Annotated in this window: 13 protein-coding genes; 10 read left to right on the top strand and 3 right to left on the bottom strand. The window is 36.6% G+C overall.

The window, feature by feature from the left end:
- Positions 1-247: 247 nt before the first annotated feature.
- The 7 genes from C8N37_RS12845 (at position 248) to C8N37_RS12815 (ending at position 6,721) form a co-directional block, all read left to right on the top strand.
- Positions 248-1,498: an HD domain-containing protein gene (locus C8N37_RS12845; RefSeq protein ID WP_108159260.1), complete on the top strand. Its 1,251-nt coding sequence runs from the start codon at positions 248-250 to the stop codon at positions 1,496-1,498.
- A gap of 33 nt (positions 1,499-1,531) precedes the next feature.
- Positions 1,532-2,575: a UDP-3-O-(3-hydroxymyristoyl)glucosamine N-acyltransferase gene (gene lpxD, locus C8N37_RS12840; protein WP_108159259.1), complete on the top strand. Its 1,044-nt coding sequence runs from the start codon at positions 1,532-1,534 to the stop codon at positions 2,573-2,575.
- A 39-nt stretch (positions 2,576-2,614) separates the two neighbouring features.
- On the top strand, positions 2,615-4,009 hold the full coding sequence (locus C8N37_RS12835) for a bifunctional UDP-3-O-[3-hydroxymyristoyl] N-acetylglucosamine deacetylase/3-hydroxyacyl-ACP dehydratase (RefSeq protein WP_186812814.1): 1,395 nt from the start codon (positions 2,615-2,617) through the stop codon (positions 4,007-4,009).
- Between the two features lie 8 nt (positions 4,010-4,017).
- A complete protein-coding gene (lpxA, locus tag C8N37_RS12830; protein ID WP_108159257.1) occupies positions 4,018-4,806 on the top strand; it encodes an acyl-ACP--UDP-N-acetylglucosamine O-acyltransferase in 789 nt (262 codons plus the stop codon).
- Positions 4,807-4,817: 11 nt separating this feature from the next.
- Entirely contained in the window at positions 4,818-5,441 is a 624-nt protein-coding gene (locus C8N37_RS12825; RefSeq protein WP_108159256.1) for an ABC transporter ATP-binding protein, read from the top strand.
- Positions 5,442-5,516: 75 nt separating this feature from the next.
- A complete protein-coding gene (efp, locus tag C8N37_RS12820) occupies positions 5,517-6,077 on the top strand; it encodes an elongation factor P (RefSeq protein WP_094771921.1) in 561 nt (186 codons plus the stop codon).
- A 74-nt stretch (positions 6,078-6,151) separates the two neighbouring features.
- A complete protein-coding gene (locus C8N37_RS12815) occupies positions 6,152-6,721 on the top strand; it encodes a 5-formyltetrahydrofolate cyclo-ligase (RefSeq protein ID WP_108159255.1) in 570 nt (189 codons plus the stop codon).
- 106 nt (positions 6,722-6,827) lie between these two features.
- Here the strand turns inward: C8N37_RS12815 and C8N37_RS12810 are convergent, their stop codons facing one another.
- Both C8N37_RS12810 and C8N37_RS12805 read right to left on the bottom strand, forming a co-directional pair.
- Positions 6,828-8,120, bottom strand: coding sequence for an HAD-IB family phosphatase (locus tag C8N37_RS12810; protein ID WP_108159254.1), 1,293 nt, complete (start codon positions 8,118-8,120; stop codon positions 6,828-6,830).
- A 28-nt stretch (positions 8,121-8,148) separates the two neighbouring features.
- A complete protein-coding gene (locus C8N37_RS12805) occupies positions 8,149-9,120 on the bottom strand; it encodes an NAD-dependent epimerase/dehydratase family protein (RefSeq protein ID WP_108159253.1) in 972 nt (323 codons plus the stop codon).
- Positions 9,121-9,228: 108 nt separating this feature from the next.
- Here C8N37_RS12805 and C8N37_RS12800 point away from each other — a divergent pair, with 108 nt between their 5' ends.
- Positions 9,229-10,413, top strand: a complete 1,185-nt coding sequence (locus tag C8N37_RS12800; RefSeq protein WP_108159252.1) for a formimidoylglutamase — start codon at positions 9,229-9,231, stop codon at positions 10,411-10,413.
- Between the two features lie 47 nt (positions 10,414-10,460).
- Positions 10,461-11,795 carry a DNA recombination protein RmuC gene (gene rmuC, locus C8N37_RS12795; RefSeq protein ID WP_108159251.1) on the top strand — a complete coding sequence of 445 codons (1,335 nt, stop codon included), beginning with the start codon at positions 10,461-10,463 and terminating at the stop codon, positions 11,793-11,795.
- Here rmuC and C8N37_RS12790 read toward each other — a convergent pair.
- Positions 11,792-12,892 (bottom strand): DUF4407 domain-containing protein, encoded by a 1,101-nt coding sequence (locus tag C8N37_RS12790; protein WP_108159250.1) that lies wholly within the window; start codon positions 12,890-12,892, stop codon positions 11,792-11,794. The two genes, rmuC and C8N37_RS12790, sit on opposite strands and share 4 nt — an antisense overlap.
- Before the next feature lie 175 nt (positions 12,893-13,067).
- Here C8N37_RS12790 and C8N37_RS12785 point away from each other — a divergent pair, with 175 nt between their 5' ends.
- Positions 13,068-15,179: a M3 family metallopeptidase gene (locus tag C8N37_RS12785; protein ID WP_108159249.1), complete on the top strand. Its 2,112-nt coding sequence runs from the start codon at positions 13,068-13,070 to the stop codon at positions 15,177-15,179.
- Positions 15,180-15,241: the final 62 nt, after the last annotated feature.

The following is a 15,241-nucleotide window of genomic DNA, read 5'->3' as shown; positions in this document are numbered from 1 at the left end:
GTAGCAGTGGGAGTAATCGCTTGTTTTTTGATTTTTTACTTTAATAAGTACGAACTTAAATAAAAAAGGAGCGTAACCTATTATTTTTAACACTTGTTAACGACTTAAACTAATTATATTTGTGCTAAATATTTAACTCCTAGAAGAGAGAAATAAACTGGCTCAACTTTATTATATATTATAAAGGAGCAACAAATTTGTTGAACGATTGTTTGTCGTATTAAAGAAGATATAATTCATTTATAATTTGATTAAGAAAAAAATAATAAATGACCCTGTGTATGGATTTGTATCCATCCCTCCGGGTTTAATTTTTGAGCTCATTCAGCATCCTTACTTTCAGCGTCTACGTTATATCAAGCAAGTCAGTATGACGCACTTGGTTTATCCGGGAGCGTTACATACACGGTTTCAGCATGCCATAGGGGCTATGCATCTGATGTCGTTAGCTTTGGAAACCTTAAAAAGTAAAGGTATCGTGATCAGTGAACAAGAACAAGAAGCTGTGCTTGCAGCGATTCTGCTGCATGATATCGGTCATGGCCCTTTTTCTCATTCTTTGGAACATACCATTATTGATGGCGTTTCTCATGAGATGTTATCATCGTTATTGATGGACCGTATTAATAAAGAATTTGGCGGAAAATTGGATTTAGCGATAACCATATTTAATAATCAGTACCATCGTAACTTTTTCTACCAATTGGTTTCTGGACAATTGGATACGGATCGCATGGATTACTTAAACAGGGATAGCTTTTTTACAGGAGTCTCAGAGGGAGTTATTTCATTTGACCGCATCATCGCCATGCTTGCAGTGGTTGATGATGAATTAGTTGTGGAGGAAAAGGGGATTTATTCTGTAGAAAAATTCTTGATTGCTCGGCGATTAATGTATTGGCAGGTTTATTTGCATAAAACGGTAGTTGGTGCCGAACAGTTATTAATTCAGATATTGAAACGAGCAAAAGAACTTTCCAGTAAAGGAATTAGCCTGTTTGCAACACCAGCTTTTAGGTGGTTTCTAACCCAGAGAATAGATAGAAATAATTTTTTAACAGATGAGTTACACCTAGACTGGTTCACACGTTTAGATGATACGGATATTATGTCTGCTATAAAAACTTGGGCTCAACATGAAGATGATATCCTACGGGTAATGTGCCAAAAGTTGATGAGCCGTGAGTTGTATCGTACGATTATGAGTAACGAACCCTTTCCGGATGAGCTTATGGATCTGGTTTATAAACGTGTAAAGGATCATTTTAAGGTAAGTGACGATGAGTTGCAATATTATGTCTTTACACAAGCCATTCACAATAGTGCTTATGACCTCCATCATGATACCATTAAGATATTAATGAAGACTGGGGAGATAATTGATATTGCAGAAGCATCAGATTTATCAAATTTAGAGGCTTTAGCAAAAAAAGTGCAAAAGTTTGCTCTCTGTTATCCAAAAGAGCTCGGATATATATCAATTCCAGCTAAAAAATAATTAAAATATAATAAAAAAACATAGCTTTGTAGCATGCAATTTACTGCTCAACAAATAGCATCCTTATTAAATGGATCAATAGAGGGGAATCCTGATATAGAAGTCTCAAATTTAGCGAAAATAGAAGAAGCTTCTCTAGGGGATCTTTCATTTCTATCAAATCCTAAATATGAGCAATTTTTATACGAAACTAATGCCTCTATTGTCATTGTTAATGAAGATCAACAATTATTATCGACTCCAAAATCAACATTGACCTTGATTCGTGTTAAAAATGCGTACACGGCATTTTCAACCTTATTAAATATTTATAATGAGGTGCGCTTGGATCGAAAAGGTCGAGAAGAACCATCATATGTGCATGATACGACTGAGATAGGAGAAGACGGTTATATTGGAGCTTTCGTCTATATCGGTAAGGCTTGTAAAATTGGTAAGAATGTCAAGATTTATCCTCAAGTCTATATTGGAGATCATGTCGTGATTGGAGACAATAGCACCTTATTTCCGGGAGTTAAGATTTATCAAGATTGTATTCTGGGGAGCAATGTAACGGTACATTCAGGTACAGTTGTTGGATCTGATGGTTTTGGCTTTGCTCCACAGGAAGATGGTACTTATACAAAAGTTCCGCAAATTGGAAATGTAATTATTGAAGATGATATCGAAATAGGTGCTAATACGGTTATTGATCGTGCGACTATGGGCTCTACTATATTACATAAAGGGGTGAAATTGGATAATTTAATTCAAATTGCTCATAATGTCGAATTAGGTAGAAATACTGTTATTGCTGCTCAAACGGGTGTTTCCGGTAGTAGTAAAATTGGTGAAAATGTGATTTTAGGAGGTCAGGTTGGTGTTGTTGGGCATATCAGTGTTGCTGATAGAAGCCAAGTACAGGCGCAGTCCGGAATCAATAGATCAATTGTTGAAGCGGATAAAAAATGGGCAGGAAGTCCAGTTTTGGGGTATCAGTCGAATATGAGATCGCAAGTTATTTATGCGAAATTGCCTGATTTGGAAAAACGTGTAAGAGAATTAGAACGATTATTAAAGGAAAATTTGAAATCTTAAAGAACCTTATGGTCGATTTTGATTAAATATATGGTAGAAATGAATGTAAAACAAAGAACCATCAAGCAAGATGTGGTCATATCTGGAGTGGGTTTACATACAGGTAAAACTGTTTCGATGACGATAAAGCAAGCTCCTGAAAATCATTGGTATAAGTTTAAAAGAATAGATTTAGATGGTCAGCCTGAAGTACTGGTTGATGCAGATAACGTGACAGATACTTCAAGAGGTACAACCATTTCACAGCATGGTGCAAGTGTAAGTACCATTGAACATTTAATGGCAGCTTTAGTAGGTTTACAGATTGACAACGTATTAATCGAAATAGATGGGCCTGAAGTTCCTATTTTAGATGGTAGTTCAGCAATTTTTATCAAAAAATTTGAAGAAGCAGGTTTCGAAGAGTTGGACGCTGATCGTGATTATTATGAAATTACAAATAGTATTCATTATATAGAAGCAGATCGCAAAGTTGAAATCATCGCTATGCCCCTTGATGGTTATCGCTTAACTTGTATGATTGATTTTAATTCTCCTGTCTTAGGAAGTCAACATGCTGCGATTAATAAAATTGAAGACTTTTCTAAAGAAATCTCCTCTTCAAGAACATTCTGTTTTTTACATGAATTAGAAATGTTAGTGGACAATGGCTTGATTAAAGGCGGCGATTTGAGTAATGCCATTGTCATTGTAGATAAAGAGACCTCTCCTGAAGAGTTAAAGAAATTATCACATTTATTCAACCGTGATGATGTTACTGTCGCAAAAGAAGGTATCTTGAGCAATATTCAGTTACGTCATCAAAATGAACCTGCACGTCACAAGTTATTGGATATGGTAGGTGATTTAGCGTTAGTAGGTAGACCGTTGAAAGGACATGTCATGGCTGCAAGACCGGGTCATGCAGCAAATGTTGCTTTTGCAAAGAAAATTAAAGAACAAATCCGTAAGGATAAAAATACAAAAAAGATAAAGGTATATGATCCCAATATGACTCCGGTGTATGACACGGCTCAAATTATGAGGATTTTACCGCATCGTCAACCTATGTTGATGATTGATAAGATTTTGGAATTGACAGAAAACCATGTGGTGGGCTTGAAAAATGTGACCATCAATGAAGATTTGTTCATGGGACATTTTCCTGACGCGCCTATTTTTCCCGGTGTATTGCTAATCGAAGCAATGGCACAAACGGGAGGTATTTTGGTGCTAAAAACTGTTCCAGATCCTGAAAACTGGTTGACATTGTTCTTGAAAATAGAAAATGCACGTTTTAAAGTGCAAGTAAGTCCAGGTGATACGATTATTTTTAGATGTGATTTGACGGAACCTATCCGTAGAGGCATTGCAAAAATGAAGGGTGTTGCTATGGTAGGTGAAAAAGTTGTTTGCGAGGCTGAGTTAATGGCTCAGATCGTAAAAGTAAAATAATAGTAGAGATGATACAGCCGTTAGCTTATATACATCCAGAAGCAAAAATTGCTCGAAATGTTGTTGTAGAACCATTTGCTACTATCCATAAGGATGTAGTGATTGGAGAAGGAACTTGGATCGGTTCCAATGTGACAATTATGGATGGGGCACGTATTGGGAAAAATTGTAAAATTTATCCAGGAGCAGTAATTTCAGGTGAACCTCAAGATTTGAAGTTTGATGGAGAAATTACCACTGCTGAAATTGGAGATAATACGACAATTCGTGAATGCGTTACTATCAATAGAGGTACAAAAGATAGATTCCGTACCGTAATCGGAAAAAATTGCTTAATTCAGGCCTATAGCCATATCGCACACGATTGTATAATAGGTGATTATTGTATATTTTCGAATAGTAGCACATTAGCTGGACATATTACTGTCGGTGATTATGTGGTCTTGGCAGGAATGGTAGCTGTTCATCAATTTTGTACCATTGGTTCGCATGCTTTTGTGACAGGTGGTACATTAGTAAGAAAAGATGTTCCTCCATTTATCAAAGCAGCACGTGAACCGATCTCTTATGCTGGTATTAATTCAGTAGGTTTAAGAAGAAGAGGTTTTACAGAAGAGCAAATAGCTGAAATACAAAATATATATCGTGTTTTATTTGTTCAAAATAGAAATTTAACGAAAGCAACAGCGATCATTGAAGCAGAATTTCAGGCAACCGAAATTCGTGATGAAATCTTAGGTTTTATCCGTAATTCGAATCGTGGTGTCATCAAGGGATTCAATCAAAGAGCTGTTTAATATCGGGTATTTTGAAGATTATTTTAACAGATGTAGGGAGACGTTATAATCGAGAATGGATTTTTAAGCATATTAATTATGTATTTGAATCTGGCCGATCATACGCCATACTTGGACCTAATGGTTCGGGTAAGTCCACTTTGTTAAAGGTGCTTTCTGGAAGTTTAACACCTTCTGCAGGGAATATTTCCTTTGAATTGAATGATAAAACGGTAGAGGTGGAAAAGATATTTGAATATCTTTCTCTTGCAACTCCTTATGTCGAATTAATAGAGGAATTTACACTGCGGGAGCAAATCCAATTCCATTTTAAATTTAAGAAATATCTATCGGGATATAGTGAGCGTGAGGTCGTCCACTTATTAGGACTTGAAAACGCAATAGATAAAGAGATCAAATACTTTTCATCAGGAATGAAGCAACGTGTCAAATTGGCTTTAGCCTGTTGTAGTGACTCTACTTTAGTTTTGTTGGATGAACCAACCAGTAATCTAGATCGTGCAGGAGAAGAGTGGTATTTGGCGCTGGTCGATAAAACTAAGCAAGCAGACAGGTTGTTTATCATCTGTTCAAACCAAGAGAAAGAATATCTTTTTTGTGATCAAACATTATCCATATCGGATTATAAAAGCTGATAATTATTAGATTTTTATAAAAAGATTAGATTTTGTAGTTTTGTAACTCAGAAAATAATTATAAAAGTTTAAATCATGGCAAAAGCATCAGACGTTAAGTCAGGAAATGTTTTAAGATTCAACGGTGAATTAGTAGCTGTTGAGGAATATATACATCGTACACCAGGTAATTTACGTGCTTTCTATCAAGCTAGAATGCGTAACGTGAAAACTGGTAAATTAGTAGAATACCGTTTTCGAGTTGACGAAAGTGTTGAAATTGCTCGTGTTGAAACAAACGATTATCAATATTTGTATGAGGAAGATGAGTTTTTCGTCGTGATGGATAATTCCACATATGAGCAATTCAATATTCCTAAGTTTTTGTTCGGAAATTCGGCACGATTCTTGAAAGAAGGTATGAATGTAATTGTCGCGTTTGAAAGTGATGAGGCGATTATGGCACATGCCCCGAAAAGTGTGGAATTGGAAATTACATATACGGAGCCGGCAGTAAAAGGAGATACTTCGACAAATGCATTGAAAAATGCAACAGTGGAAACTGGTGTTGAAGTGAAAGTACCTCTTTTTATCAATCAAGGAGATAAAGTAAAAATTGATACGCAAACAGGTGATTACATCGAGCGTGTTAAATAATATAAAGATTTAGGTTTAGGTTGATTATTCGGTCTTGTTAGCACCCAGCTACAAGGCCGTTTTTTTTTATAAGCATGACTAAGACTGAACTAAGAGCATATTATAAACATCTAAGAGCACAGTTGGCGCCTGAGGAGGAGTTAAAGCTGAATCTCGGTTTACTCCAACAATTAAAAAGCTTGGAGTGGCATAAGGTGAAATTTTGTCATGTTTTTTTACCCCTAGTGAAATTTCATGAACCCAATACTCTCTTGTTGATTTCTTATTTGAAAGAAGCTTATCCTCATATTCAAATCGTTATCTCGAAGTCTGATATACAATCAAACAACATGACTCATTATCATTATAACGATGAGCTCCTATTAGCACCCAATAAGTGGGGGATAATGGAGCCTATTGATGGTGTGCCTATAGATGAAAAAAACATTGATCTTGTTTTAGTTCCATTACTAATTTCAGATCAATTTGGTCATCGGGTAGGCTATGGAAAGGGGTATTATGATCGATTTTTGGCTTTATGTAAGCCTGATGTCCAAAAGGTTGGTGTATCTTTTTTTGAACCAATAACAGTGATCGAAGATGTGGACCCCCACGATATCCCATTGGATATTTGCGTGACACCAACAGCAGTGTACCGTTATTAAAAAAAGGTCTTTCCAATTATAAGAAAGACCTTTTTTGTAGATTATGGAAAAGAAGATGATAAATTGAGCTGTTCAGGTGAATATTTGTATACTCATCAAGGCTTCTTTAATATAAGATTCTAAATTTAATGGTATTTTGAACCTTTTTGAGTTGTTTGATTAAGTCCCGGTCGTACTCGCCTCTGATATCCGTAACAGCATAACCAATGTCCGATTTTGTCATCAGAAACTGAGAGATGATGTTGATGTCATTTTGCGCGTATACCTGATTGATCTGAGCCATGATACCCGGAACATTTTTATGAATATGAAGTAATCGAGTGACATCTTTTACTTTAGGGAGTAGTAAATTTGGAAAATTACGACTCATGTAGGTATCCCCATTATTAATAAAATCTGCCATCCTTCTCGGGATATACTCGGCATTTCTCTTTTTATCTTTTTTATCATCAAAGACAACAATACCTTTTGCATTGCAAACCTCTTTATTAAGATGATTTTTAGCGTCTCCCAAGACACCAATGGTCTTCAATTTATCTGCGCGAGACAATTGCTCCTCCGATACGGTGACATCTTTTCCGAGTAGGAGCATGCCCACGTCTTTCGTGTATTTTTCTTCAAATGTATCTTTAGTACGAATAGAGAAACCATCTCTTTTTAAAATATGGGCAGCGATCTCAGGAACATCGCCAACGATCAGACATAAAATACGATTTTTGGGATAGGAGATGGCACGGGGCAGATCGTTGACATATAGAAATTCGTCAAAGCTAGGGGTGATAAAATCAGCTTTTTCGGTAACTGTTTTTCTGGATATATTTTCAGTGAATGCAAAGAATTTCTGGATAAGACCAGATTCTTTTAATTGAAAATCGGAGTATCCATCACCTATACCGTAGATGGTTCCATCTATTTTGAGTTCTTGTAACAATTTTACTTTACCACCTTCATCCGATAATGGATTAGTCTCATCAAAACCGATGATATTATCATGCTCATCAAAGCGGAAGGTATTGGCATAAATATTTTCTATTTTGATGTTGTAAGGAACAACCACTGGTGTAATGAACTCTTTAAATCCACCTGATACAATCCAGGCGGTATCGGCATTTTTTTTGAAGAACTCTCTATTTCTTGAAAAAGAGGTAGAGACTTTCTTTTTAAGATGTATGATCAGTTTGTCTAAATGACTTCTGTTTGCCTGAAGCAATTGAACACGTCCAGAAAGAGCTTCACGAAAAGAAAGTTTTCCTTCCATCGCCAGATTCGTATATCGTTCAATTTCTAGATATATCTGCTCGCGATCTGGATGATGTTCAAGTGAAATCTTGGCTAATTCGTCCAAAGCCTCTACTTGCGTAAAGGTGCTGTCAAAATCAATGATGTAATAATTTTTCACGGTTTAGTTTGTTTAGGGTTTAGATTGTTTATTGTTGACTATAACGTGTCGCGATTTCTTTTAAAGTTGTTTCTAACGGCTTATAGGTAAAGGGTAATACTTGTTGAAGTTTGGCTGAAGAATAGGCTAGTTTTTCGCTTGAAGCTCTTGCGCTATCTATTGTCAATGTAGATTTTTCGTTCTTTATAGTAGCTACGAGTGTCGCTAGAGTAGCCGCAATAGTAAGCACTACTGGAGGTACAGCCACTTTAGGGGGTGTCTTTCCCATGAGAGCACTTGCTTTGTCCAATAATTCCTTATTGCTTAAATTGACATTATTGATGATAAATCGCTCTCCTGATATGGTTTTATCCGTCATTAAACTACGCATAATAGTCGCCACATCTTCGACGTCAACGACCCCTACTGTACCGGTTGGATAATATTTTAAACCTTTATTGATCAGTGAAAATATTGCGCCCGAACCTTTGCTTCCTGCAGCAGCCCCTAATATGACAGATGGGTTAACAATGACGGCATCTAATCCTTCTGCGATCCCTCTCCATACCTGCATCTCACTTTCATATTTAGAAATGGCATAATTTGACATAGACGGGTCATATTCCCAATAATCTCTCTCATCGACAGGTGCTTGATTTTTGCTTGATCCTAATGCCGCTACAGAACTTACGTGCACTAATCTAGCACCATGTTCTAAGCATAGATTGACGATATGAGAAGTACCTTCCATATTTACCTTTTTCATATGAGCAGCATCCTGCTTTTGATACGAGACAACAGCTGCGCAATGGTACACTTCTGTAATGTTTTGAAAAGCTTCTTCTAAATCAAAATAGTTACACATATCAGCATCGATCCATTGGATTAAAGACGAAGATAATAGCTGTTGTGGAATAATTGAGCTTGAGCGTTTAGTCGCTATTACGTCAATTCCCAAATCGATCAATTGCTTGATCAATGTCGCCCCTAAGAATCCGGTTCCTCCTGTTATTAATATCACTTGATAAAGATAACGTTAAAAATAATGTTTTCAAAAGTAAGTTAATAAATGGATATTTGTCTAAGGCAAGGTTTTAACTTTTGATTACCATCAATACAAATTTATCATATGTCATTATCCGTTTTTTTTACTCCCATTGCTGCTCAAGCACTCTTTCCTGAAGAAGGCTTCTTTCGTTCGCAGCTTGGTCATGTTTTCCGTTTCTATGAAAATCAATTTCCGACTTGGGATAAAGATGATAAACCGCAATTGGCTATAATTGGTGTAGAAGAAGACCGTGCGGCTGTCCATAACCAAGGAAGTGCAAAGTCTCCAGATGCAGTCCGTAAGCACCTGTATCAACTTTATCAGGGAGATTATGCGATTCAAGCAGTAGATTTGGGTAATATAAAAGCAGGAGCTACTTTGACCGATACCTACGCTGCATTGCGGGCGGTGGTAGAAGAGTTGTTAGCAGATCATATTTTACCAATTATTATTGGAGGTGGTCAAGATCTCACCTATGCACAATATTTGGGATATCAAAATTTGGGGCAAAAGGTGGAAGTTGCAGTGGTGGATGCACGATTTGATTTGAACCAAGAAAGTAGTGAGCATGTTGCGTTAGATTCCAGGTCCTATCTAAACCACATTATTCTTCATGAGCCCGACTATTTGTTCAACTTAAGTAATATCGCTTTTCAAACCTATTTAGTGAGCAAAGAGTCGCTCAATATGTATGATAAGTTATTTTTCAATGCAACACGTGTGGGTGCGATTGCGGGGCGGATGGATCAGTCGGAACCATTGATACGCGCCGCCGATATGGTTAGTTTTGATATTGGTGCCATTCGCGCTTCTGAAGCATGTGGTAATGCCAATGCGATGCCCAATGGTTTATTTGGAGATGAGGCTTGCCAGATTGCTCGTTATGCAGGCATGTCAGACAAGTGTTCGTCAATCGGGTTTTATGAATTTAATCCCACATATGATCCGATGCAACAAACAGCGATGCTGGTCTCACAAATGATTTGGTGTTTTATCGATGGCTTTTATAATCGTAAGCAAGATACCCCGTTATTGCCTAAGTCATCTTATATCATTTATAGGACAACATTGGAAAATGAAGACCATGAATTGGTATTTGTAAAAAGTAAAAAATCAGATCGATGGTGGATGCAAGTTCCTTATTTTGGATCTCGATCTGTAAACGAACGTTATCATCTAGTGCCATGTCGCTATGAAGATTACCAAATGGCTGTTACTGGTGAAATGCCAGATCTATGGTGGCGGACCCATCAAAAACTACAGTAGTGTCAATGGTCTGAAAAAGACCATTTTTTATTTCTTAAAAAGAGTTTATGGAAACCATGTATATTATTATCGTCATCATTTTGCTCGTCATTCTCATTGTAATTTCTTTAAAGAAAAAAGATTCACAACAAGATGATAGTCAATGGCGACATGAAAGAGAGTTGATGTCAATAGAGCTGGCAAAAGCCCAGCAACGCGAACAGAGCTTATTGCAAGAGCGGGCGATGTTGCGTGATGAATTGGAAAAAGAGCGTGAGCATGTTTTAATTGCTGAACGATCTTTGGAAAGCACACGTTCATTCTATGAAGCGCAACAAGATAAATTTCAAGAGCAGAAAGTTGAAATCGCAGCTATTAAGAGTCAGTTTAATGCCGAATTTCAGGTCATAGCAAATAAGATTTTAGAAGAAAAAACGCTTCGCTTCACGGAAACCAATTCCAAATCAATTGGATTAATATTGGATCCGTTGAAGGAAAAAATCAAACTTTTTGAAGAAAAAGTTGATAAAACCTATTCGCAGGAGGCCGCAGAAAGAAATTCTTTAAAAGGTGTTGTGCAGCAATTGATGGAGCAAAGTTTGCGTATCAAAGATGAAGCAACCAATTTGACACGAGCGCTGAAAGGAGATGCGAAGAAACAGGGTAATTGGGGTGAGGTTATATTGGAACGTGTGTTAGAACGTTCAGGATTAGTAAAAGATCGGGAATTTAGATTGCAGGCATCCATTACCGATCTGGAGGGAAGGCGCCTGCAGCCCGACGCCATCATTGATTTACCTGAAAATAAACATTTGATTGTCGATTCAAAAGTTTCTCTAGTAGCTTATGAGCGTTGGGTAAATGCCGAAGATGATCTCGAACGTGCAGCTTTTGCAAGACAACATATTTTATCGGTAGAAAATCATGTTAAAGATCTGTCAGCAAAAAATTATCATGAACTATATGGTATTGAATCTCCAGACTTCGTATTACTTTTTATGCCTATAGAATCAGCATTGAGTATGTCGGTATCTGAAAAACCAGATCTTTTTAGTGATGCTTGGGACAGGAAAGTCGTGATCGTCAGTCCCTCAACGCTGTTGGCGACTTTACGGACTATTGCAAGTATTTGGAAACAAGAGCGTCAGACTCGTAATGTAATTGAGATCGCTAAAGAAGCAGGAGCATTATATGATAAATTTCACGGGTTTCTTACCGACATGGATCAGGTACAACTTCAACTACAGCGCGCTTTGAAAAGTCATGAAGATGCATCCAAAAAATTATCTTTTGGTGCTGGAAATGTGATTAGAAGAGTGGAGAATTTGAAAAAGTTAGGAGCAAAAGCAAACAAACAGATTGATTCTAAATATTTAGATGAAGAAATAGAAGAAGAGGATTAAACCTCTTCTTCTATTTCTTCATTCAATTTTTTAAGCCTTCTATTGATGGAAATATCAATAGAAGCCTCTTTCAAATGATCAATTGCTGCTTTCTCTGTATCGATGTAAGCGTCTGCTTCATATTCATCAATAATACGTTGATTGCGGATCGCTCGATCATAAGCATCTCTTCCTGAAAGAAGCTTCACAAATACGGGTAAACATTCTAAGAAAATAAAAAGTAAACCGATAAAGTTCACCGCGTTTTCTGTCGCCTGATCTACCTTGCCATTTGCCTTTATTTTAAGATTACCTAGCGCCGAGTTTCGGTCAGCAAAACCTGCTAAATTAACAGCACTATCTAAACTGGCGTTTGAAAGTCCCTTTTGGTTCAAAATTCCCTCTACTTTTTGTTTATCCCGGATGACGCTTTCTTTGACGCTAACTTTACTCCTTAAGCTATCTAGATACACGCTCGATCTTTCGAGTTCCAGTTCTTTACGCTTAGCATAAGGACCGTATCCGACCACACCGGAAGTTTCGGTGGTTTTATTTCCAAAAATTTCATAGTTGAGTTTTTGACGATCAGCTTTAATATTTGCGTCTAAGGAATCCCTTTCAGTCGTCAATGCTTTCAATTGATTCAGTTCAAATGCATATTTTTTATTAAAAATGATATTCAAACTATCCGTTTTCGCACGTTCATTGGCGATGTAAGTTGTTTTTAGATTTTCTCTAATTTCCTTATCAAAGATCTTTAGCTCTAGTGGTCTTGAGATCACGATACCAATTAATATGGCTAAAAGAATACGAGGGAAAGCCTGTAAGAATTGAAAACCTCCAGTCTTTGATTTATTGATGCTCAGAACAATATAGCGGTCCATATTGAAAATCATCAGCCCCCAAATGATCCCAAAAACAATGGCTAACAACCAATCCAGATAGGTTCCGCTAAAAACAAAATACATGGCATATCCACCCGACATTGCAGCAAATAAACCCGTGAAGAAAATAGTAGCGCCTATGGCAACATACTTGTTATGTTCTTGCGGATATTTTTTTAACGTTTCTTCATGTACACCTGCACAGTACAAGAAAAAATGATTGATACTATTCATTAAAGAAGATTTATTGGTAAAGTGACAATAAAAATAAATAATTGTTTGATTACTTTTCTGGTTATTACAATATTGTGATAAATATACAATTCTTATTTTGATCTTTTTAAAAAGTATTACTTAATCAAATATTTGTAACTTTGCCCAAATTATTGCGAGAATAAAAAATTAAATAATGAAGAAAAAACGACTTTTGCCATTTTTTTTAATTTTGGCAACAGCCTTTGTTGGTTGCGAACAAAAGAAACAAATGACAGACAATCCACTATTATTGACCTATGATACTCCATTCAATGTTCCTCCATTTGATAAAATTAAAGACGAACATTTCAAACCAGCTTTTGAAGAAGCACTTAAGGTTCATAATTTAGAAATCGATACAATTATTAATAATACAGAAGATCCATCTTTTAACAATACCATTTTAGCGTTAGAAAATGCTGGTAAACTGTTGGCAAATGTATCTACGGTTTTTTCTAATTTAAACTCAGCCAATAGTAACGATAGCCTTAAGGCTATCGCTAAAGAACTAGCTCCTGTATTGTCTGCGCATCAGGATGAAATCTCCTTAAATGCTAAGTTATTTGATAGAGTCAAGGCTGTTTGGTCTAAAAAAGCAACTTTAGGCTTAGATGGTGAAGACAATAAATTGTTGGATGAAACCTATAAATCATTTGTCCGTTCAGGTGCAAATTTGAAAGATACGGATAAAGAAAAATTGAAAAAAATCAATTCAGAATTATCATCATTAACAGTACAGTTCGGACAAAATTTGATGACCGAATCAAAAGCATTCGAATTGGTTGTGGACAGTGCTTCACAATTGGAAGGTTTGCCAGAGGCTTTGAAGTCTGCTGCTGCCGACGAGGCTAAAGTAAAAGGTAAAGAAGGAAAATGGGTTTTTACACTACAAAACCCTTCTATCATGCCATTCTTGCAATATGCTAAAAATAGAGAATTAAGAAAACAGATTTGGGAAGCATACCAAACACAAGGCAATCATGATGATGCCACTGATAATAAGGAGATCTTGCGCAAGATGGCGAACCTGAGATTAGCGAAAGCAAAATTATTAGGTTATCCATCTCATGCAGCATTCGTGTTGGAAGAATCCATGGCTGAAAATCCTACAAATGTATATGCCTTGTTAAATAAATTGTGGGCACCGGCGCTCAATAAAGCAAAAGGTGAAGCCGCAGATATCAATAAAGAAATCCTAGCTGAAGGTGGAAATTTTGAAGTAGCACCATATGATTGGAGATACTATACCGAGATTATTCGTAAGAAAAGATTCGCATTAAACGAAGAAGAGATCAAACCTTATTTTAGTTTACCTACAGTAAGAGAAGGAGCTTTTGCAGTAGCGAACAAATTATACGGTTTGACATTCGTTGCTCTTAATAATGTTCCTGTTTATCAAAAGGATGTTGAAGTCTACGAAGTAAAAGACAAAGATGGGTCTCATTTAGGTCTATTATATGCTGATTTTTTCCCTCGCGAATCTAAAAGAAGCGGTGCTTGGATGACATCATATCGTAACCAAAGTAAAACTGAAGGTAAACGCAATGCTCCTGTCATCTCGATCGTTTGTAATTTTACAAAACCTGTAGGTGATCAACCAGCATTATTAACTTTTGACGAAGCAACTACTTTATTCCACGAGTTTGGACATGCCCTACATGGATTATTATCCAACGTAAAATATAGAAGTTTAGCTGGTACATCTGTTTCCAGAGATTTTGTAGAGCTGCCTTCTCAGGTGATGGAAAATTGGGCAGCAGATCCACAAGTGTTAAAAGAGTATGCGAAGCATTATAAAACAAAAGAAGCAATACCAGATTCTCTCATTACAAAAATGGAGAAAGCAGGAACTTTTGATCAAGGTTTTGCAACAGTGGAATATTTAGCAGCTTCCTTATTGGACATGAACTACCATGCTGCTACTTCGCCAATCACGGGTAATATCAATGATTTTGAAAAAGGTGCCATGATGAAGATTGGTTTAATCGATGCCATTATACCGCGATATAGAAGCACTTATTTTCAGCATATTTTTGCCGGAGGTTATTCAGCGGGTTACTATGCTTATATCTGGTCTGAGGTATTAGATTCCGATGCTTTTGCAGCTTTTAAAGAAAAATCATTGTATGATCAGCCAACCGCAGATTCATTCCGTCGTAATATCTTAGAAAAAGGAGGTACAGGAGATCCAGCACAAATGTATAAAACGTTTAGAGGTGCTGACCCGGATCCAAAATACTTATTAATAAAAAGAGGATTGAATTAACATTCAATAAAAACAAAAAAAGGAGCAAAATATTTTGCTCCTTTTTTTGTTTTTATTCGTCA

Origin of the sequence: Sphingobacterium faecium (assembly GCF_003054045.1) — a bacterium.
GTDB lineage: Bacteria > Bacteroidota > Bacteroidia > Sphingobacteriales > Sphingobacteriaceae > Sphingobacterium > Sphingobacterium faecium.
This window is presented reverse-complemented; position numbering and strand designations above follow the sequence as displayed.